Source organism: Paucibacter sp. KBW04 (assembly GCF_003852425.1).
In the GTDB taxonomy this organism is placed as follows: domain Bacteria; phylum Pseudomonadota; class Gammaproteobacteria; order Burkholderiales; family Burkholderiaceae_C; genus Paucibacter_A.
In genome coordinates, this window is the sequence record NZ_QAJN01000018.1 from 59,096 (window position 1) to 77,527 (window position 18,432).

The window sequence follows — 18,432 nt, forward strand, 5'->3', positions numbered from 1 at the left end:
GCTCAGTCTTTCTGCAGGGTGAACTGCATTACATCGGTGCTGCCGGCCGCAAAAGCCGCTTCGCAGTAAGCCAGGTAGAACTCCCAGAGGCGCAAGAAGCGGGTGTCAAAGCCCTGCTCGCGCACCTGCTGCTCCTGTTTCAGAAAGGCCTCGCGCCAGAGCTGCAGGGTCTGCGCATAGTCCATGCCGAAGGCCAGCTCGTTCACCACCTTCAATCCCGCCCGTTTGGCGTGGGCGCGGAACTGGCTGGGGCTGGGCAGCATGCCGCCGGGGAAGATGTATTGCTGGATGAAGTCGCTGGAGCGGGAGTAACGGTCGAATAAATCGTCGCGTATGGTGATGGTCTGGATGCAGGCACGGCCGCCGGGCTTGAGCTTGGCGTGTACGGTCTTGAAATAACCGTCCCAGTACTCGCGGCCCACGGCCTCGAACATTTCGATGGAGACGATGGCATCGAAGGCTGGGTCTTGGATATCGCGATAGTCCTGCAAGCGCAGATCGGCCTGCGCGGCCAGGCCGGCCTTTTGCAGACGCTCTTGCGCCCAAACCAGCTGCTCGCTGGACAGGGTCACGCCGGTCAGGTGCGCGCCAAAGTCGCGGGTGGCCGTTTCGGCCACGGCACCCCAGCCGCAGCCGATCTCCAACACGCGAGAGTCTTTGCTAATGCCGCATTCGCGCAGGGCGCGCTCCATCTTGGCGGCCTGTGCCTGCGGCAGCGTGCGGCCAGGTTGGCCCTCGAACAAGGCGCTGGAGTAGTTCATGCTCGGGTCTAACCAGAGCTTGTAGAAATCGTTGCCGATGTCGTAATGCGCGTGGATGTTTTTGCGGCTGCCCTTGCGGCTGTTGCGGCGCAAGAGATGGCGGGCGCGGTGCAGCAGCGCGCCCCACCAGCTGCCGAAGATGACCTCGTCCAAGGCCTCGCGATTGCGCACGAACAGTTCGAGCAGGGCGCGCAGATCGGGCGAACTCCAATGCCCGGCCACATAGCTTTCGGCAAAGCCGATATCGCCGGAGCGCAGGGCCGCGGCACAGACCGCCCAGTCACGGATGCGCAGGGCGGCGCGTGGGCCCTCGGCCGTGGCACCGAAATGCGCCGTGGCGCCGTCGGGCAGCTGCACATCCAGGCTGCCGTGCCGCAGCTGGCTCAGCAGGCGGAAGACGCTGCGGGCGGCGGCCGGTGCGTCGTCGGGCAGATTGAGGCGGGTCTTGAGCGTGGTGGAGTTCATGGCGTGCGCGAGACGAAGGGATGAGGGTCGGAAGTTTGGAGTGGCGCCTTGCCGAAAAAGGGCACGCGCTTGAGCAGCAGGCGCAGGGCTTGCCAGTGGATGCGGGCCATCACCATCAGGCTCAGGGCCGGCATGGCGAAGAAGGCGGCGCGGGCGCTGTGGCTGCTGAGCGGAGCCAGCTCGCCGCTGACGCTGGTCTGTAGCAAGACCTGACCCTCGGCGTCCACATGGGTGATGCGTGCGACCGTGCGCTGTTTGCCCTCTTGGCCGCTGTGCATGAAGTTGAAGCGGTAGCTGCCGCTGACCTGGCAAAAAGGCGAGACGTGAAAGCATTTGCTGGCGAGCTGTTCGCGCCCGTAGGCCACGTGCTCGCCGCGCAAGACATAGCAATGCCGCTGGCCAAAGGTGTTGTTGACCTCGACCACGATGGCGGCCAGGCTGCCATCGGCGCGCTCGCAATACCAAAAGCTCACCGGCTTGAAGGCATAGCCCAGCACCCGGGGCAGGCAGTGCAGCCAGACCTCGCCACCGCGGTCGGCGTCGCTATCGCTGATGCCTTCGCGCGCCAGCAAATCGTCCAGCCAGGCCAGGGCATCGGGCCCGCCCGCGCCGTGGTCGGCGTCGTGAAAAGCCAGCCAGCCGCGACTGTTGCGGTTCAGCGCCGCGCAGGGCTGCTTGCGCAAGGCCCGCATGGGCAGCATCAGAAAGTAACTCTGGTAGGCGAAGGCGTGCTCGCGCGGGCGCAGGCGGCGGTGGCGCACCTGGCCTCGGCCGATCAGGGCTTGGCGCGGCCAGGCCTGGCTGCCTAGCTTGGCGGGCCTGCTCATGCGCGCTCCTGCGCCGCCCAGCTCTCAAGCAAGCGCTTGGCCACGCCCAGGCCGGAGAGCAGGCCGTCTTCGTGAAAGCCGTAGCGCGTCCAGGCACCGCAATACCAGAGCCCGCCCTGGCCTTGCAGCTCGGCGATGCGGCTTTGCGCGGCCACGGCGGCGCGGTCGAAGACGGGGTGGGCGTAGTCGTACTCACCCAGCACCGTTTGGCTGCGGGGTTCGCGCACCGGGTTGAGCGAGACGATCACCGGCTGCTGCCAGGGCAGGGGCTGCAGCCGGTTGAGCAGATAGTGCAGGCAGACGGCCTGCTTCTCCTGGCCTTTGACCGCGCCCCCATGCTCGTAGTTCCAGGCCGCCCAGGCCAGCGGGCGCTGGGGCAGGAGTTGGCTGTCGGTATGCAGCACGGCCCGGTTGCGGTGATAGGCGATGGCGCCCAGCACCTGGCGCTCGGCCGGGCTTGGCTGGTCGAGCAGGCGCAGGCTTTGATCGCTGTGGCAGGCCAGGATGACGGCGTCGAACTCTTCGCTGCCCTGGGCGGTTTGCACGCGCGCGCCGCCGCCGGCCAAACGGCTCACGCTCAGCACCGGGCTGTGCAGGCGGGCGTCTTTCAGCTGCGCCAGCATCTTCTGAACATAGTGCTTGGCACCGCCCTGCACTGTGAACCATTGTGGCCGGTCGGCGACCTGCAAGAGGCCGTGGTTATGGCAGAAGCGGATCAGGGTGCTGATGGGGAAGCTCAGCATCTGCGAGGTCGGGCAGGACCAGATGCAGGCGACCATGGGCAGCAAATACCAGTCCCGGAAGGCTTCGCCAAAGCGGTTCTCCTTCAAGAACTCGCCAATCGGCTGGGCCAGGGCCGATTCCATGCCTTGCTCGGCCAGGCGGGTGCAGAGCTTGTTGAAGCGCAGCAGGTCGGCGAGCATGCCCCAGAAGGCGGGGCGCAAGAGATTGCTGCGCTGGGCAAACACGCTGTTCAGATTGCTGCCGCTCCACTCCAGGCCTTGCTGAGGCAGCTGGACAGAAAAGGACATATCGCTGGCGGCCACGGCCACATCCAGACGCTCAAACAGCTCGATCAGCAGCGGGTAGGTGCGTTCGTTGAAGACCAGAAAGCCGGTGTCCACACCGTGGGACTGCCCAGCCAGTTCCACGTCCACCGTGTGGGTGTGGCCGCCGAAATAGTCGCCCGCCTCGAACAGCGTGACCTGGGCTTGCTCACGCAGTGCCCAGGCCGCGGACAGGCCCGAGATGCCCGAGCCGATGACGGCCACGCGGCGCTGGGGCTGGGAGGGCTTGCGATTGGAGGAGCCGGGAGCGCCCGCGCACTGGCGCAGAAAAGGCAGCAGATCGGTGGCGTGAGAGCCCGGCGCTGGCGCGCTGCCGGCCTGTCTTTGGATGGCCGGGCTGGGCTGCAAAGACAAGGGGCCTCCGCGCTTGGCGGAAGCCCCGGGCATAAAAGTAGTCGCAAGATGCCTCGAAGCCAACGAGGGAGGGAGGGAGGAGGAGGAAAACGGCTTGGAGATTGCACCCCCATTGCTGGGGAGACCTTGCGACTGGAACTGGTTTGATGCTAACGGAATCTCTTCCTTTGAGAAACATTTTTGGTGATTTTGCAAACCTTTACAAGTGCCTGCACGATGACGCAGGAATCCGTCGTTATTTTGTTCACAGACAGCGACAGGGGTCAGACATATGTCAGGTTGCGGAATTGCGGGTGCCGGCGCTGGCGCCCCCGTTTTCGGGGCTTGGGACCGGGTGTCGGGCGTTTGGGCCCATGGCATGGGGATGTTGAGGTTCATGGGCTGCGCTCAGGGTTGGGCCAGCAGGCGTTCCAGCGCCTGGATGAAGTCGGGGCTGAGCGGATCGACCTTGGATGCAATGCTTTGCACGGCCTGGCCGTCACGCGAAATCAGGTATTTGTGAAAATTCCATTGCGGCGTTTGGCCGGTTTTTTTACCCAGATCCGCGAACAGCGGATTGCTGTCCGGTCGACCCGGTAGCACGGCCGACTTGGCAAACATCGGGAACTTGACGTTGAAGGTGTTCTGGCAGAACTCGGCGATCTCCTTGTTGCTGCCTGGCTCCTGGCTGCCAAAGTCATTCGAGGGGAAGCCCAGCACGACCAGACCGGCCTTGGCATAGCGGGCCTGCAATTGCTCCAGCGCCTGGTACTGGGAGGTGTAGCCGCAGAAGCTGGCGGTGTTGACGACCAGCAGCACCCGGCCGGCGTACTGGCATAGGGCCTGGGGCTGCTCGTCTTGCAGGCGGGGCAACACGCGCTGCAGCAAGGCCGGGCATTGCGGGGTGGCCGCTTTGTCGGAGTTTTTGTCGACCTTGGCGGGGGCGGTGCTTGTCGAGGCATTGGCGGCAGCGACAACCAGACCCTGGCTCAAGCCCAGCAGCAAGGCGAGGACAATGGGCATTTGCCGAATCTTGATCAATCGAATGTCCATTGTTTGTCTAGGTCAAAATGAATTTGTTTGGCAATATTAGGGCTTCTTTTGATTTCTGTCATATATTTGTCTACGACAAACAGTGGTCTTTGTCTTTGTTCCGAGCGCGCCGATGGCTGATGAATTTGTTCCCGCTGAAGATTTGATGGGCTTGCCCGGCATTGCGTCGGTGGAGCGGGATACCGGTATTGGCAAGGACACCTTGCGGGTCTGGGAGCGCCGCTATGGTTTCCCCTGCCCCTTGCGCGACGCCCAGGGCGAACGGGCTTATCCACTGGAACAGGTGCAGCGACTGCGTCTGCTCAAACGCCTGCTGGACCGGGGCCATAGACCTGGCCGCGTTGTGCCGGCCGGTCTGGAGGAGTTGGAGTCTCTGCTCAAGCAGCCGATGGCCAAGTCGGCCGCACCCTCGCCGCTCATGCCGGGGGCGGATCTGGAGGCCTTTGTCGACCTGCTGCGCGCGCACCGCATCGATGCACTCAAGCACCTGCTCTCCCAGACGCTGCTGCGCTTAGGCCTGGGCGATTTCGTCATGAGCGTGGTGGCGCCGCTGACCACCCGAGTGGGCGATCTGTGGATGCAGGGCGAGTTGCAGGTGTTTGAGGAGCATGTCTACACCGAGGCCTTGCAGCAGGTGATGCGGCAGGCGGTGCAGGCCATCCCGCCGCAGGCCTTGCAGGCGCAGCCCCGGGTCTTGCTGACGACGCTGCCCGGTGAGCCGCATGGCCTGGGTTTGCTGATGGTGGAGGCCTTGCTGGCACTGGAGGGCTGCCCCTGTGTGTCCCTGGGCGTGCAGACGCCGCAGCAAGAGCTGCCGCAAGCGGCCAGAGCCCATGGGGCAGACATCGTGGCGCTGAGCTTTACCGGCCTGCTCTCCACCGGCGTGGTGCAAAAAGCCATGCGTGCCCTGCGCGCCGAACTGCCGCCTGGCATGGTCTTGTGGGCCGGCGGCAGCTCTCCCGTGCTGCGGCGCGGCTCAGGGATGGAGGGGGTGCTCTACATCACCGAGCTGGCCGATCTGGCGCCTCAGTTGCGGCAGTGGCGAAAACAGCATCTTGCCGACGCGCAGGCGGCGCCTTGAATCGACGCTGCCCAGCCTGACGCGGCCTGATTTCGCTTTGCGCGGCGGCCAAGAGGGGCGCCCGATGTGCTTTAAGTGCTGCCTAAGTCTAGGCATCCAGACTTGAAGCGCGTCATGAGCGAAGGACTCGCGTGACGCCGATCTTGGGCGCGGTCGATTCGGTTTGCGCGCCTCCATCTGTCTGAGGAGAGTCGGTATGAGAAGCTTTTCCAAGCAAGCCTGTGTTGGGCTGGTGTTCAGTGCTTTGTTGCTGGCTTGTGGTTTAGCCAGGGCCGCGACGCCGCTTCCGACGCTGCAGCACAGCGCTGGGATTGAATACCTGAGCGGCGGTATTGGTAGCGATGAGGCCAAGGCCATTCAGGCGGCGGCGCCCCATTGGCCGCTCACGCTTGAGTTCGCCATCAAGGGCAAGCCGCGCGATGAATTTGCCGCCCATGTGGGGTTGCAGTTGCGCGATGCAAAGGGCGGCCTGCTGCTGAAGACCTATGCCGAGGGGCCATTCTTCCTGGCACGCCTGCCTGCCGGACGCTATGAAGTAGAGGCCCAATTTGCCGGCCAGACGCTGCGCAAGCGCGTCGATGTGAAGCAGGGCCAAGCCGCACGCGCCTTGTTTCTGTGGCCACAGGGTGCGGGAGAGTCTAGCCCTCAAGGTAGGCACGAATGAGGCAGGCCGATGCTGAGGAGGCAGCGACAGCGTCGCTTGCATCGCCCGCAGTCGGGGCGCTGTCGGCGCACATACTGCCGGCCTCGGCCACCATGGTTGGCGTCTGCATGACCGTGCTGTCTATCGGCCATCTGGCACCGGGAGGGCCTTGGCGCATGGTCCTGGACAAGCTGCTGGCAGTTGATGCCCTGATCTTTTTGGCCAGCGCCGGCACTTCGCTGGCCTCGATGCGCAAGCGCCGCATCGAGGCCTCTTACGAAACCCGGGCCGAGTCCATATTTTTTGCTGGCCTGGTGCTCTTGGCCTTGATCGGTGTCGGATTGGCTTTCGCCATCAACTGATTCGCGGCCTGCCGGGCACAAAGCCTAGCTCAGTGGCTGCGGCTGCGCTTGAGCACCAGCAGGCCGAAGCACAGGGCGGCAATGATCAAGCCGCCGATGAAGTGGGGCGAGGCCAGGTTCTGTATCGCCAACCAGGCATCTTGTGCGGCCAGACCGCTGGCATTGAGCGGCAGGCTGGGGTCTTCGGCCAGCTGGCCCAGGTGGCGGCCCAGGGCTTGATGATCGGCCAGCATGGCCAAGCTGGCGCCTTCAAACTGCCGCTCCAGCAGCTGTTCGACGATGGGCCAGTTGTAAAGCTTGTCCAGCGCCAAGCCGCCAAAGCCCAACACCAGGGCGACGGCCGGCACGCCCCAACGCTTCAGCCAGGCCGAGGCCGCCACCACCAGCAGGATCAGGGGCGCCAGCCACAACGTCATCAACAGCACGCCCAGAATGGCGCGCAGCACGATGGGCACGACCGCCACCAGGGCCGTGCCCCAGGACACCGTGGTCCAGGCTGCAAAACCAGCCTGCTTGATGAAGAGCCCGCTGGCCATCAGGGGGCCGGCAATCGCGCCAACCAGCAGCGCCGCCAGGGGCACCAGCACGGCGTGGGCCAAGAGGGTGGCGCCGATGCTCTCCGTGTGGCTGGCCGGCAGGGAGAGCCAGAACTCGATCGAACGATCCTGCACATCGCGCCGGGCCAGGCCCGGCATCTGGAACATGGCGCTGATCCAGGCGATACCAAACACGCCCGCCGCCGTGGCCAGCATGATGCCCACGGCCATTTGCAAGGGAAAGCGATCAATCGGCATGCCACTGACCTGGCCAAAGGGCAGCAGGACAAAGAACAGGCCCAGGGGCAAAAACAGCGTGATCAGCCAGCCGCGCTTGTGCTGCATCCATTCGCGCAGCAAGAGGGTTGAAAAACGAGAGGATGAATTAGTGCTCATGAGGCGTTCTCCGGAGGGTTCTCAGACGCGAACGTCAGACGTTTTTGGCTTGCAGCGCCGGATTGCGGGTCAGGGCCATGAACAGATCGACCAGGCTGGGTCGGATGCGTTCGCCCAGGGCGGCGATATCGGCCGGCGGTGCGCCGTCGAAGATGGCGGCGCTGCGGCCCCCCTGCTGGCGGTAGCGCAAAAGCGGATGCGCGCTGGCGATGGCCTCGGCCGTGGCCGGGTCGTGGCTGAGGGCGATGAAACGCTTGTCCATATCCTCCAGGCTGATATTGAGCACCAGCTTGCCCTCATCCAACATCATCACGTCGGACAGCAAGGTCTCGACCTCTTCCACCTGGTGGGTGGAGATCAGCACGGTGCGCTCGCCATCGCACCATTCGTCAATCAGCATCTCGTAGAAATTCTTGCGCGAGAGCACGTCCAGGCCCAGCGTGGGCTCGTCCAGAATCATCAGCTTGGCGTCAATGGCCGCGATCAGCGCTAAGTGGACTTGGGTCACCATGCCCTTGGACAAATTCTTGATCTTGTCCTTCTCGCCCACGCTGGTGCGCTTGAGCAGGGTGCGCGCCCGTTCGGCCGAGAAGCGCGGCTGCAAGCCGCTCATCAGCGTCATCAGTTCGTCCACCCGGGCCCAGCGCGGCAGCACGGCCACATCGGGGATGTAGCAAAGCTGCTCCAGCAAGGCGCCGCGCTGCTGGCGGGGCGAGAGGCCCAGCACCTGCAACTGGCCCTCGGCCGGCAGCAAACCCACCAGGGCTTTCATCAGCGAGGTCTTGCCGGCGCCGTTATGGCCTAACAAGCCAATCACCCGGCCCTTGGGAATGGTGAAGCTGGCCCGCTCCAGGGCAGTCTTGCTGCCATAGCGCAGGGTCAGGTCTTGCGCGCTGACCAAAAAATCTTGCATGCTCTTGTTGTCGTTGGTGGTGGTGCTCATTGAGGGCTCTCCCAGTTCAGATCCTTGGCGCTCAGACCCAGGCGTTTCAGTTTGGCTCGCAGGGCGGGCCATTCTTGTTCCAGAAAACGATGGCGTTCGGCCGACAGCAGCTGCTGCCTGGCCCCGGCCATCACATACATGCCCATGCCGCGGCGGCTTTCGATCAGCTGCTGATCGACCAAGGCCTGCAAGGCCCGGCTGACGGTCAGGGGGTTGATCACATACTGGCTGGCCAGTGCGCGAACGGAGGGGAGGGCTTGACCCTCCGGGGGCGAGCCATCCAGCAGTTGCACGGCCAAGCGATCGGCCAACTGCTGGTAGATGGGCGCTGAGTCATTCCAGGTTTGCATATCGAATGGGCTGGGCAGCCGGTGTGTTACTGATGTAGCACACCATAGCAAGCGAGCCGGACCGGCACCAAGGCTGGCGCGACAGTCTGCAGAAACGAGGGGGTGAACGGTCATTCGAAGGACCGCTGCAGCTCAGGGCTTGTACGTCCAATACGCTTGCATCAACTCGCGCGACCAAGCGGGCTGGCGCAGCGCTTGGCGCGGCAGGAATTCCGCCATCACGGGTTTGAGATCGAGCACGGGCGTGCCGTTGATGGCGTCGAGTTCGGCCAGATAGAGCCGCGTGCGTTCTACCCGGACGATGGGGCAGATCGTGCTGCCAATTCGATTGGGGCGGTTCTTGCCGCGCTGGGCGAAGATGCCTACCGAGGGCCAAGCGGGGTTGTTGCGAGGATGCCTGGCACCGCGCTCGATCTTCTCTGGCGGCACCTCGTGGAAGAGGAAGAGCACTTCCACATGGGAGAACTCCGCCAGGCCTTGCAAGGCCTCGGCGCCAAAGCCATCGACCAGGGCGATGCAGGCTTGCTCACCGCCCCAGAAATCGTCTTCTGCCTTGGGGCGAGGAGCTTCAACAAAGCCGATGGCTTCGACTTGGGCTTGCATCGTGAGTCGTCCTTGTCATGCGCCGGAAGTTCTGAGGAGTGAGCACTGCGTGGCCGTGATTATCCGGGGCTTGAGGGGCGAAGGCCGGGCTCAAACTCAGGCGGATGCTGAGCAGTTTAGTTGTTAGCCTGGACGGCTGAATCGGCCCCTCAAGCCCTTGCCAGGGCAAGCGCATGCCGCCAGGCCGCGACGGCTTCGGCGTCGCTCCAGTCGTCGGCCGCGTCGCCGATGACGATCTCGACCATGGCGCCATCCGGCAGGATTTGCGAGGCCGCTGTGCGTGCGCCCAGCCAAAAGCCCTGTGCCTCGGCAAGCGCCAGCATGGCCAGGCGCAAGCGCGCAGGGTCGACGGGCAGATGCAGCTGAAATGAGTTGGTCTGCGGGACGCTGGGCGCCACCAGCCAAGTCGGCTCGCGCAGGAGTTGTAGCGCCAAGGCCTGGGCGCGCTCCCGGTAGCCGGCCATGCGCGGCAGTTGCCGGCGCAGGCCCGCCCAGCTGCTCAGGACCAAGGGATAAAGGGTGTAGACATTGCCGGCCAAGCGCGTCTTCCAGGGCTGGATCTCGGCCATGAAGGACTCGGGCCCCGCCAGCAGGCTGCCTGCAAGCGCGCCCATGCCTTTGTAGAAAGACACATAGACCGAATCCGCCAAGGCGCTGATCTCGGCCAGGCTGTGCCCCAAGCACGGCACCGACTCCCACAGCCTGGCCCCATCGAAATGGAGCTTCACCTGGTTTGCCCGACACCAGGCGCTGATGGCCACCAGCTCTTCCCAGGCCGGCAGGCGAAAGCCAGCGCGCCGCAAGGGCAGCTCGATGACCAGGACGGCGGGCTTCTCCGCCAGGGCCTGCAGATCGGCCAGCGTGATGGGGGTGTCGGGCGCACCGACGAAGAGGCCTCGCAAGCCCAGCAGATGCTCAAAGGCCTCGCACTCATCAATGGCGATATGGCTTTGCGGATGCATGGCGACCGGGCCCTGGGTGGCCTCGCCGCACCAGACCTTGAGTGCGGCCAACTGGCAGGCCATGCCTTTGTGGAAAAAGCTGCCCAGGGGTTTGCCCAGCATGCGGCTGACCTCGGTCTCCAGGGCCTGGATCACCGCGCCTTCCCCGTAAACATCCAGAGGCTGAGCGGACTCGGGGACCTCTAACAAGGCTTGCAAGGATTCGCGCATGGAGCGCCAGGGGCGGTGGCCACTCAGCCAGCGCTCGCAGCGATTGCGGAGTTCAATGTCTGAATGGGCTGAGCTGGCTGCGGGCATGGTGATCTGTCCTGGCTGGCGAGGGTAGTCGCGTCAATTCATGGCGGCTGTGGCCGCCTCCGGCCTTCTAGGCTTTCTGCGCCTTCAGCGCCGCAATCCGCTCCTGATCGGCCTTGCGTTCCGCGGCCACTTTTTGCGCCGTGGGGCGTTCGCCGACGAGTTTGATGTAGCTCTTCCAGTCGACGCCGCCAGCGGCCAGCAGGTCTTCGCCCAGCACCAGCTTGCTGGCTTGCGCCACCAGGGGCAGGCTGGACCAAGCGGCGCAGTCGGCCATGCCGAAGGTCTCGCCGCCCACATAGGGCGCGAACTTGGCCAGGCGCTTGAAGGCGGCAATGTTCTTGGTCAAAAGCTTGCGGGCGCGCTGCTGCGTGCCTTCGCTGACCGTGCCGCCGAAGAAGGCTTGCGGGTAGAGCTCGCGCGCCACCAGTTCCAGATGCAGTTCGACAAAGGTGATCAGCTCGCGCTGCTTGGCCGCGAGATAGGGGTCGGCGGGCAGCAGCGGCACTTGCGGGTAGCTCGCCTCCAGATAGTCCAGGATCACCTGGCTTTCGCACAGCGGGCCTTGCGGCGTGCGGATGAAGGGCACCTTGCCCAGCGGCGTGCAGGCGAGCACGGCTTCCTCGGGCGAGTGGGTCATCACCAGTTCTTCCTGGAAGGGGATGCCTTTTTCCAGCAAGACGAACTTGACCTTGCAGTAATAGTTGGAAAGCGAAAAGCCGCAGAGGGTCAGCATGGTGGAGGTTCTCCTGAGATTGAGCGGGCTAATCTACTTGCAAGCTTCACCGGTAGCTGCCGCGCGGGTGACAGCGATGGTGGCCCTGGTGAGGCTGTGTGTGATTGGGCGCCTAACTTCGGTTCGTCAGGGCCAAGGTTCTCGGCTGAGCTAGCGAACGAGCGCTAGCTTCCTATGCGCCCACGCTCCTCCTAGCTGGAGCCCCGTTCGCCTGGTGAAGGCTGATTCTGGCTAGCAAGGGAATCCACCTAGCCACACAAACATTAGTAAATCCTAATATCCAAATACACAAGGTGCGGTTGGCAAAGATTGCTTGGCTGGCATCTGAAAAGGGGCTTTCGAATTCAGCCTCCAGCCAATGCTGAGGAGACCATGTGAACTCTCAAGACAACGCTGCTAGTGGGCGACTCATCAAGGCGCCCGAGAACTTCATCGACTCGGCCGGCGTTCACCAAGTGTTCAGCGAGGCCAAGTCTGGGCGACGTGACTTTGTCCGCAATGCCTTTGCGGCGGCGGTGGCTGGGGCCAGCGCACCGGCGCTGATGGCCCAAGCCAGCTCAGCGTCGGCTGAGGGTGGCGATGCCAATATCTTGAACCTACCCGAACATAGCAAGGGCTTGGGCCAATCTGTGGCGAGCGATGGCTATGGCAAGCCCTCTAAATATGAGGGCAATGTGCAGCGCCGACCCAGCCCTGGCCTGACGCAAACGGCACAGGCCTCGGTGTCCTTCGCGCCTTTGCAAAGCTTGTTCGGCATCGTCACGCCCAGTGGCTTGCACTTTGAGCGCCATCACCAAGGTTGGTGGGATATTGACCCCTCCAAACATCGGCTGATGATCAATGGCTCCGATGAGACGATGGTGAAGAAGCCTTTGGTCTTCACGGTTGACGAGATCATGCGTCTGCCCTCGGTCAGCCGCTTTCACTTCATTGAATGCGGCGCCAATACCGGCATGGAGTGGGGCAATGTGGCCGTCCCCACCTGCCAGTACACGCATGGCATGCTCAGCTGCAGCGAGTTCACCGGCGTGCCCCTGAAGACCTTGCTGGACATGGCGGGCGCGGACTACAAGCGCTGCCGATATGTGCTGGCCGAAGGGGCGGATGGCTCCTCGATGACTCGCACCGTGCCGATGGACCTGGTGGAAAGCGGCGAGGCTTTCGTCGCCTACGGCCAAAACGGCGAGATGTTGCGGCCTGAGCAAGGCTATCCCTTGCGGCTTGTTGTGCCGGGAGTGCAGGGCGTTAGCTGGGTCAAATACCTGCGCCGCATCGAGGTGGGGGACCAGCCCTACGGCAGCAAAGATGAAGCGATTCACTACGTCGACCTGATGCCATCGGGTCTGCATCGCCAGTACAGCAGCACCCAGGAGTGCAAGAGCGTGGTCACCACACCCTCGGGGGGGCAGGTCTTGCTGGACAAGGGCTTTTATCAAATCAGCGGCCTGGCTTGGTCGGGCCGCGGCAAGGTCAAGCGGGTGGATGTGTCGGTCGACGGTGGCCGGAACTGGAAGCAGGCACGCCTTCAGGAACCCGTCATGAGCAAGTGCTTGACGCGCTTCTCTTTGGACTGGGTCTGGGACGGCAGGCCCACGCTGGTGCAAAGCCGGGCCATGGATGAGACGGGCTATGTGCAGCCCAACTACAAGCAGTTGCGCGAGGTTCGGGGCACACGTTCGATCTATCACAACAACGCGATCCAGTCTTGGCTGGTGCGGGAAAGCGGCGAGGTTGAAAATGTTCAACTCTCCTAAGCTCAGGATGCTGGCGCTGGTATTGAGCGCTGGGGTCACTGCCTCAATGGCCCAGCAACCTTACGCGGGTGTAGGTCGAGCGGCCACGCCCAAGGAGCTTCAGGCTTGGGACATTGATGTCCGTCCCGATTTCAAAGGTTTGCCCAAGGGCTCGGGCTCGGTGACCAAGGGGCAGGAGGTGTGGGAAAGCAAATGCGCCTCGTGTCATGGCGTGTTTGGCGAATCCAACGAGGTGTTCTCTCCGCTTGTTGGTGGCACGACGGCTCAGGACGTCATGACCGGCCGGGTGGCGCGCCTGACCGACGCCAGCTTTCCAGGCCGCACCACCTTGATGAAAGTGCCCACCGTCTCAACGCTTTGGGACTACATCAATCGCGCCATGCCCTGGAATGCGCCCAAGTCCCTGCATGTGGATGAGGTGTTCGGAGTCACCGCCTATCTGCTCAATATGGGCGGCATCGTGCCCGATGACTTTGTGCTCTCCAACGAGACCATGGCGCTGGCGCAAAGCCGTTTGCCTAACCGCAACGGTCATAGCACCGATCATGGGCTGTGGCCAGGCAAATCCCTGGGCAATGGTGGCAAGCCCGATGTGAAGGCGGTGGCCTGCATGAGCGACTGTGCGGCCGAGGCCAAGGTGGCCTCCTTCTTGCCCGCCTTTGCCCGCAATAACAACGGCAATCTGGCCGAGCAGCAACGTCTGGTGGGCCCGCAACGCGGCGCGGACACGACTCAAGCGGCCCCGACCAACTTGGCTGCTGCGAGCGTAACCACTGCCGCAGTGGCCAAGCCGGCGCGCGCCAGCAAGAGTACAGAGGTGTCTGCCTACGCCCTGGCGCAGAAAAGCGGCTGCACCGCCTGCCACGGCCTGGACAACAAGATCGTCGGCCCTGGGCTGCGAGAGATCAGCGCCAAGTACTCAAAACGCGCCGATGCGCAGAGCTACCTCGCGGGCAAGATCAAAACAGGCGGGCAGGGCGTTTGGGGTGCCATTCCCATGCCACCGCAAAGCCTGCCCGAAGCCGAGATCGCCACGCTGGCTCAATGGCTGATCGAAGGCGCAAAACAGTAGTCCATCAACACGCGGCAGTTCGCCGGTCCAAATCACGACGCTCAAGGTAGCAAGAGAAGGAGTTTGAAATGATGCACCGCAGAGAAATGCTCTCGCAATCCGCCAAGCTCGCGGCCTTGCTTGCCTCCGCAGGCTTGCTGCCGCAACTGGCCCACGCCCAATACAACGCGGCCGCTTTTGAGCTTAAGACCATGGCCGAGTTGGTCAAGCTGCTGGGCGCCAGCGCGCCGATGGAGAGCAAGGACGTGACCATCACTGGCCCCGACATCGCGGAGAACGGCGCTGTCGTGCCAGTCGGCGTGTCCACCGGCTTGCCGGGCGTGAAGAAACTGCTGGTCTTGGTGGAAAAGAACCCCAGCCTGGTGTCCGCTATGTTTGATGTGAGCGACGCGGTGGACGCCAATTTTTCGACCCGGGTCAAGATGGGCCAGTCCTCCAATGTGCTGGGCGTTGCACTGATGGCTGACGGCAAGGTCTTGTTTGCCCAGAAAGAGGTCAAGGTCACGCTCGGCGGCTGCGGCGGTTGAGCGCCACCCAACAGTTCGGCAATGAATCAATGACTCCCCAGAGTTTCTAGGAGAACACCATGGCAGATCCGATGCGTATACGTGCCCAGATGGCGGGTGATAAGGCCACCGTCCGCGTTTTGATGAGTCACGAAATGGAAACCGGTCTGCGCAAGGCAGCCGATGGCAAGCTGATCCCTGCTTGGTACATTCAAGACGTAACAGCCAAATTAAACGGTAAGCAAGTGCTGTCTGCGCAATGGGGGCCATCGGTGTCCAAAAACCCATTTCTGCAATTCAGCGTCAAGGGTGCCAAGGCTGGCGACAAGATTGCCGTGACCTGGAAGGACAACAAAGGCGAGAGCCGTACCGACGAAGCCACAGTGTCCTGAGCCCACGTTCCGTCCCTCGGACAGACGCAACAAGAAGAAAGTGCAGCCATGAAGCAAAAAAGCCTGATCGCCGCGACCCTGGCGCTTGCCGCCTCGGTGGGCGCTTTCGCGCAAGCAAAGTCCGCGTCGGACGGCATCGCGGAATACCGCAAGATGCTGGAGGACGGCAATCCTGCTGAACTCTTTGAGGCCAAGGGCGAGGATCTTTGGAAAACGCCGCGTGGGCCCAAAAAGGTCTCGCTGGAGAAGTGCGATCTGGGCCTGGGGCCGGGCGTGGTCAAAGGCGCTTGGGTGCAGCTCCCGCGTTACTTCGCGGACACGCAGCGGGTACAGGATCTGGAGTCACGCCTGCTCAGCTGCATGGAAACCTTGCAAGGCTTTAACGCCACCGAGATTGCCAAGACCGCCTTCGACAAGGGCGAGCAAGCCACGTTGGCGGCCCTGGCGGCCTGGATTTCGGCCGAGTCCAAGGGTTTGAAGATGGCCCTGCCTCAGGGCCATGCGCAGGAGAGGCGTTTTTATGAGCTGGGCAAGCGGGCCTTCTTTTTCCGTGGCGGCCCGATGGACTTCTCCTGCGCCAGCTGCCATGGCGAAAGCGGCAAACGCATACGCCTGCAGGACCTGCCGAATCTGACCGGCAACCCCGGCAATGGCGTCGGTTTCGCGGCATGGCCGGCCTACCGAGTCTCCAGCGGCGAGATGTGGAGCATGCAGCGGCGGCTGAACGACTGCTACCGCCAGCAGCGCTTCCCCTACCCAGGCTTCGCTTCAGACGTCACCATCGCCCTGGGGGTCTATATGGGCGTCAATGCCAAGGGCGCCGAATCCATCGCACCCGCGCTCAAGCGCTGAACCGAAAAAGGCAGCCAAATCATGCAAAAAAAGCACTGCACTCTCCTCGCGATCTTGGGGGCGGCCGCCCAGGTTCTGGGCTGCGCGACGCCGCCGCCTTCGCCTGCCGAGCTGGACCAGCAAGCGATGGCGATGATCAAGGCCTCCTTCCGTGAGCAGGGCATTGCCAAGCTCGACCGGCTCAAGCAGGACCTGGGTCAGCAAGCCTGCTCCAGCGCGGAGGCCCCAGCAGAGGCGATCACCAAGCAGATCGAGGAAGAGGCCATGGCCACGGTGCGCTGGCCGAAAGGCGGCAACTATATTGGCGACTGGCGGGCGGGTGAGAAGCTGGCCCAGAATGGCCGTGGCATGACCTGGACCGATAAGAGCGCGGCACCCAGTGCCAACGGCGCGCAGTGCTACAACTGCCATCAGATCGACAAGAAGGAAATCTCCTTCGGCACCATCGGCCCCAGCTTGTGGAACTACGGCAAGCTGCGCGGCGTGAGCAACCCGGCCGACCCCGCCTCGGCCGCCATCGTGCAATACACCTGGGGCAAGCTGTGGAATAGCAAGGCCTACTCTGCCTGCTCGAATATGCCGCGCTTTGGCCATGCCGGCTTGTTGGATGAGCAGCAGCTGCGCGACGTGATGGCCTTGCTGCTGGACCCCAAGTCGCCGGTCAATCAATAGATAACGACATTCGTAGACGGATGAATCATGAATCTATCTAAGCGCGACTTCCTGCAGGTGATGGCCTCGGCCTCGGTGGCTGGCATGGCCCTGGGTTCTTATGCCGATGCCAGTGCGGAGGTCGCGGAGCAAGGGCTGTACGAGCTGCCGCCTCTTGGCAATGTGTCCTTGCTGCACATGACCGATTGCCACGCGCAGCTCAATCCGATTTACTTCCGCGAACCCAGCGTCAATCTAGGCCTGGGCCAGATGCAGGGTCAGCTGCCCCATCTGGTGGGCGAACATTTACTCAAGGCCATGGGGGTGCGACCCGGCACACCCAGCGCCTATGCCTACACATTTCTGGACTTTGACAAGGCCGCCCGCCGCTACGGCAAGGTCGGCGGCTTCGCTCATCTGGCGACCCTGGTCAAGCGCCTGAAAGCCAGTCGCCCCGGCGCCCTGCTGCTGGACGGCGGCGATACCTGGCAAGGTTCGGCTACCGCCTTGTGGACCGATGCCCAAGACATGGTCGATGCCTGCAAACTCCTTGGCGTGGATGTGATGACTGGCCACTGGGAGTTCACCTATGGCATGGAGCGGGTCAAAGAAATCGTCGAGAAGGACTTCAAGGGCAAGGTCGATTTTGTTGCTCAGAACGTCAAAACCAATGACTTCGGCGACCCGGTTTTCGCGCCCTACACCTTGCGCAATATCAATGGCATTCCGGTGGCCATCATCGGCCAGGCCTTCCCCTACACCCCGATTGCCAACCCGCGATACATGGTGGCCGATTGGGCATTCGGCATCCAAGATGAGAATATGCAGAAGATGGTGGACGAGGTGCGCGGCAAGGGGGCGCAGCTGGTGGTCGTGCTCTCGCACAACGGCATGGACGTGGACCTGAAAATGGCCAGCCGGGTGCGTGGTGTCGACGCCATTTTTGGCGGCCATACCCACGATGGCGTGCCTCAGGCTGTGCCGGTGAAGAACGCCGGTGGCACCACCCTGGTGACCAATGCCGGCAGCAATGGCAAGTTCCTGGGGCTGATGGATTTCGAGGTCAAGGGCGGCAAGCTGGTGGACTTTCGCTACCGCCTGCTGCCCATTTTTGCCAATCAGCTCAAGCCCGACGCAGAGATGCAGGCCCTGATCAACAAGGTGCGAGCGCCCTACGAGAGCAAGCTGGCCGAGAAGCTGGCCGTCACCGACGGACTCTTGTACAGGCGCGGCAATTTCAATGGCAGCTGGGATCAGCTGATTTGCGACGCCATGATGGAGGTGCAGGGCGCTGAGATCGCTTTCTCGCCCGGCTTCCGGTGGGGCACCAGCTTGCTGCCCGGCGACACCATCACCCGTGAGCTGATGATGGATCAACTGGCCATCACCTATCCCTACGCCACGCTGACCGATATGAACGGCGAGAGCATCAAAACGGTGCTGGAAGACGTGGCCGACAACCTCTTCAATCCCGACCCCTACTATCAACAGGGCGGCGATATGGTACGGGTGGGTGGCTTGAGCTATCGCATGAATCCGGCCGAACGCATGGGCTCGCGCATTTCCGATATGCGCCTGGGTGGCAAGCTGATCGATGCCGGCAAAAAGTACAAGGTTGCCGGCTGGGCGCCGGTGGCCGAAGAGGCCAAGACCATGGCCGGTGTGAAGCCGGTGTGGGAGCATGTCGAGTCCTGGCTGAAGGCCCAGGGCGGGCGGGTCAAGCCGCGTCAGATCAATACGCCCTCCCTGATTTTGCCCAAGGGCAATCCGGGCATCACCTAGGGCTGATGAGG

At 63.1% G+C, this 18,432-nt stretch carries 20 protein-coding genes; 10 read left to right on the forward strand and 10 right to left on the reverse strand.

What is annotated here, in order from left to right; genetic code table 11:
* Positions 1 to 2: 2 nt before the first annotated feature.
* The 4 genes from DBR47_RS21735 to DBR47_RS21750 all read right to left on the reverse strand — a co-directional run bounded on the left by DBR47_RS21735 (position 3) and on the right by DBR47_RS21750 (position 4,476).
* Entirely contained in the window at positions 3 to 1,226 is a 1,224-nt protein-coding gene (locus DBR47_RS21735; protein WP_124454053.1) for a cyclopropane-fatty-acyl-phospholipid synthase family protein, read from the reverse strand.
* The gene (locus DBR47_RS21740; protein ID WP_124454055.1) at positions 1,223 to 2,053 is read right to left on the reverse strand and encodes a DUF1365 domain-containing protein; all 831 of its coding nucleotides are present in this window, start codon (positions 2,051 to 2,053) and stop codon (positions 1,223 to 1,225) included. The genes DBR47_RS21735 and DBR47_RS21740 overlap by 4 nt, the downstream gene beginning before the upstream one ends.
* Entirely contained in the window at positions 2,050 to 3,387 is a 1,338-nt protein-coding gene (locus DBR47_RS21745; protein WP_231512454.1) for an NAD(P)/FAD-dependent oxidoreductase, read from the reverse strand. Before DBR47_RS21745 ends, DBR47_RS21740 begins: the two co-directional genes overlap by 4 nt.
* A gap of 474 nt (positions 3,388 to 3,861) precedes the next feature.
* Entirely contained in the window at positions 3,862 to 4,476 is a 615-nt protein-coding gene (locus tag DBR47_RS21750) for a glutathione peroxidase (RefSeq protein ID WP_124454059.1), read from the reverse strand.
* Positions 4,477 to 4,618: 142 nt separating this feature from the next.
* Between DBR47_RS21750 and DBR47_RS21755 the strand changes: the two genes are divergently transcribed.
* From DBR47_RS21755 to DBR47_RS21765, 3 genes are all read left to right on the forward strand, one after another.
* Complete coding sequence (locus DBR47_RS21755) at positions 4,619 to 5,587, forward strand: MerR family transcriptional regulator (protein WP_124454061.1); 969 nt, start codon at positions 4,619 to 4,621, stop codon at positions 5,585 to 5,587.
* Positions 5,588 to 5,750: 163 nt separating this feature from the next.
* Positions 5,751 to 6,251: a hypothetical protein gene (locus DBR47_RS21760; RefSeq protein ID WP_124454063.1), complete on the forward strand. Its 501-nt coding sequence runs from the start codon at positions 5,751 to 5,753 to the stop codon at positions 6,249 to 6,251.
* 107 nt (positions 6,252 to 6,358) lie between these two features.
* Positions 6,359 to 6,592, forward strand: coding sequence for a hypothetical protein (locus DBR47_RS21765; protein ID WP_231512444.1), 234 nt, complete (start codon positions 6,359 to 6,361; stop codon positions 6,590 to 6,592).
* Positions 6,593 to 6,621: 29 nt separating this feature from the next.
* On the opposite strand, the gene DBR47_RS21770 is transcribed toward DBR47_RS21765, so the two are convergent.
* The 6 genes from DBR47_RS21770 to DBR47_RS21795 all read right to left on the reverse strand — a co-directional run bounded on the left by DBR47_RS21770 (position 6,622) and on the right by DBR47_RS21795 (position 11,412).
* A complete protein-coding gene (locus DBR47_RS21770) occupies positions 6,622 to 7,524 on the reverse strand; it encodes a hypothetical protein (RefSeq protein WP_124454067.1) in 903 nt (300 codons plus the stop codon).
* A 34-nt stretch (positions 7,525 to 7,558) separates the two neighbouring features.
* Entirely contained in the window at positions 7,559 to 8,467 is a 909-nt protein-coding gene (locus DBR47_RS21775; protein ID WP_197047216.1) for an ABC transporter ATP-binding protein, read from the reverse strand.
* Positions 8,464 to 8,817 carry a GntR family transcriptional regulator gene (locus DBR47_RS21780; RefSeq protein WP_124454071.1) on the reverse strand — a complete coding sequence of 118 codons (354 nt, stop codon included), beginning with the start codon at positions 8,815 to 8,817 and terminating at the stop codon, positions 8,464 to 8,466. Before DBR47_RS21780 ends, DBR47_RS21775 begins: the two co-directional genes overlap by 4 nt.
* Positions 8,818 to 8,949: 132 nt before the next feature.
* A complete protein-coding gene (locus tag DBR47_RS21785) occupies positions 8,950 to 9,420 on the reverse strand; it encodes an SAM-dependent methyltransferase (protein ID WP_124454073.1) in 471 nt (156 codons plus the stop codon).
* Between the two features lie 149 nt (positions 9,421 to 9,569).
* On the reverse strand, positions 9,570 to 10,679 hold the full coding sequence (locus DBR47_RS21790; RefSeq protein WP_124454075.1) for a low specificity L-threonine aldolase: 1,110 nt from the start codon (positions 10,677 to 10,679) through the stop codon (positions 9,570 to 9,572).
* Positions 10,680 to 10,746: 67 nt separating this feature from the next.
* Complete coding sequence (locus DBR47_RS21795) at positions 10,747 to 11,412, reverse strand: glutathione S-transferase (RefSeq protein WP_124454077.1); 666 nt, start codon at positions 11,410 to 11,412, stop codon at positions 10,747 to 10,749.
* Positions 11,413 to 11,786: 374 nt separating this feature from the next.
* On the opposite strand from DBR47_RS21795, the gene soxC reads away from it, so the two are divergent.
* The 7 genes from soxC (at position 11,787) to soxB (ending at position 18,421) form a co-directional block, all read left to right on the forward strand.
* Entirely contained in the window at positions 11,787 to 13,166 is a 1,380-nt protein-coding gene (gene soxC, locus DBR47_RS21800; protein ID WP_124454079.1) for a sulfite dehydrogenase, read from the forward strand.
* Positions 13,150 to 14,238, forward strand: a complete 1,089-nt coding sequence (locus DBR47_RS21805; protein WP_124454081.1) for a c-type cytochrome — start codon at positions 13,150 to 13,152, stop codon at positions 14,236 to 14,238. The genes soxC and DBR47_RS21805 overlap by 17 nt, the downstream gene beginning before the upstream one ends.
* 68 nt (positions 14,239 to 14,306) lie before the next feature.
* Positions 14,307 to 14,765, forward strand: coding sequence for a thiosulfate oxidation carrier protein SoxY (soxY, locus tag DBR47_RS21810; protein ID WP_124454083.1), 459 nt, complete (start codon positions 14,307 to 14,309; stop codon positions 14,763 to 14,765).
* A 59-nt stretch (positions 14,766 to 14,824) separates the two neighbouring features.
* Positions 14,825 to 15,136: a thiosulfate oxidation carrier complex protein SoxZ gene (soxZ, locus tag DBR47_RS21815; RefSeq protein WP_197047217.1), complete on the forward strand. Its 312-nt coding sequence runs from the start codon at positions 14,825 to 14,827 to the stop codon at positions 15,134 to 15,136.
* A 48-nt stretch (positions 15,137 to 15,184) separates the two neighbouring features.
* Complete coding sequence (gene soxA, locus DBR47_RS21820; protein ID WP_124454085.1) at positions 15,185 to 15,988, forward strand: sulfur oxidation c-type cytochrome SoxA; 804 nt, start codon at positions 15,185 to 15,187, stop codon at positions 15,986 to 15,988.
* A 21-nt stretch (positions 15,989 to 16,009) separates the two neighbouring features.
* The gene (soxX, locus tag DBR47_RS21825; protein ID WP_197047218.1) at positions 16,010 to 16,660 is read left to right on the forward strand and encodes a sulfur oxidation c-type cytochrome SoxX; all 651 of its coding nucleotides are present in this window, start codon (positions 16,010 to 16,012) and stop codon (positions 16,658 to 16,660) included.
* 27 nt (positions 16,661 to 16,687) lie between these two features.
* Complete coding sequence (gene soxB, locus DBR47_RS21830; RefSeq protein ID WP_124454089.1) at positions 16,688 to 18,421, forward strand: thiosulfohydrolase SoxB; 1,734 nt, start codon at positions 16,688 to 16,690, stop codon at positions 18,419 to 18,421.
* Positions 18,422 to 18,432 lie beyond the last annotated feature (11 nt).

What these genes read in the sequence shown, in the direction of transcription:
- DBR47_RS21740 (WP_124454055.1), bottom strand. Translation starts at nt 2,053, where the DNA reads ATGAGCAGGCCCGCCAAGCTAGGCAGCCAGGCCTGGCCGCGCCAAGCC.
- DBR47_RS21735 (WP_124454053.1), bottom strand. Translation starts at nt 1,226, where the DNA reads ATGAACTCCACCACGCTCAAGACCCGCCTCAATCTGCCCGACGACGCA.
- soxY (WP_124454083.1), top strand. Translation starts at nt 14,307, where the DNA reads ATGATGCACCGCAGAGAAATGCTCTCGCAATCCGCCAAGCTCGCGGCC.
- DBR47_RS21775 (WP_197047216.1), bottom strand. Translation starts at nt 8,467, where the DNA reads ATGAGCACCACCACCAACGACAACAAGAGCATGCAAGATTTTTTGGTC.
- soxZ (WP_197047217.1), top strand. Translation starts at nt 14,825, where the DNA reads ATGGCAGATCCGATGCGTATACGTGCCCAGATGGCGGGTGATAAGGCC.
- soxX (WP_197047218.1), top strand. Translation starts at nt 16,010, where the DNA reads ATGCAAAAAAAGCACTGCACTCTCCTCGCGATCTTGGGGGCGGCCGCC.
- soxB (WP_124454089.1), top strand. Translation starts at nt 16,688, where the DNA reads ATGAATCTATCTAAGCGCGACTTCCTGCAGGTGATGGCCTCGGCCTCG.
- DBR47_RS21795 (WP_124454077.1), bottom strand. Translation starts at nt 11,412, where the DNA reads ATGCTGACCCTCTGCGGCTTTTCGCTTTCCAACTATTACTGCAAGGTC.
- DBR47_RS21785 (WP_124454073.1), bottom strand. Translation starts at nt 9,420, where the DNA reads ATGCAAGCCCAAGTCGAAGCCATCGGCTTTGTTGAAGCTCCTCGCCCC.
- DBR47_RS21790 (WP_124454075.1), bottom strand. Translation starts at nt 10,679, where the DNA reads ATGCCCGCAGCCAGCTCAGCCCATTCAGACATTGAACTCCGCAATCGC.
- DBR47_RS21755 (WP_124454061.1), top strand. Translation starts at nt 4,619, where the DNA reads ATGGCTGATGAATTTGTTCCCGCTGAAGATTTGATGGGCTTGCCCGGC.
- DBR47_RS21765 (WP_231512444.1), top strand. Translation starts at nt 6,359, where the DNA reads ATGACCGTGCTGTCTATCGGCCATCTGGCACCGGGAGGGCCTTGGCGC.
- DBR47_RS21770 (WP_124454067.1), bottom strand. Translation starts at nt 7,524, where the DNA reads ATGAGCACTAATTCATCCTCTCGTTTTTCAACCCTCTTGCTGCGCGAA.
- DBR47_RS21805 (WP_124454081.1), top strand. Translation starts at nt 13,150, where the DNA reads ATGTTCAACTCTCCTAAGCTCAGGATGCTGGCGCTGGTATTGAGCGCT.
- soxA (WP_124454085.1), top strand. Translation starts at nt 15,185, where the DNA reads ATGAAGCAAAAAAGCCTGATCGCCGCGACCCTGGCGCTTGCCGCCTCG.
- DBR47_RS21780 (WP_124454071.1), bottom strand. Translation starts at nt 8,817, where the DNA reads ATGCAAACCTGGAATGACTCAGCGCCCATCTACCAGCAGTTGGCCGAT.
- DBR47_RS21750 (WP_124454059.1), bottom strand. Translation starts at nt 4,476, where the DNA reads ATGCCCATTGTCCTCGCCTTGCTGCTGGGCTTGAGCCAGGGTCTGGTT.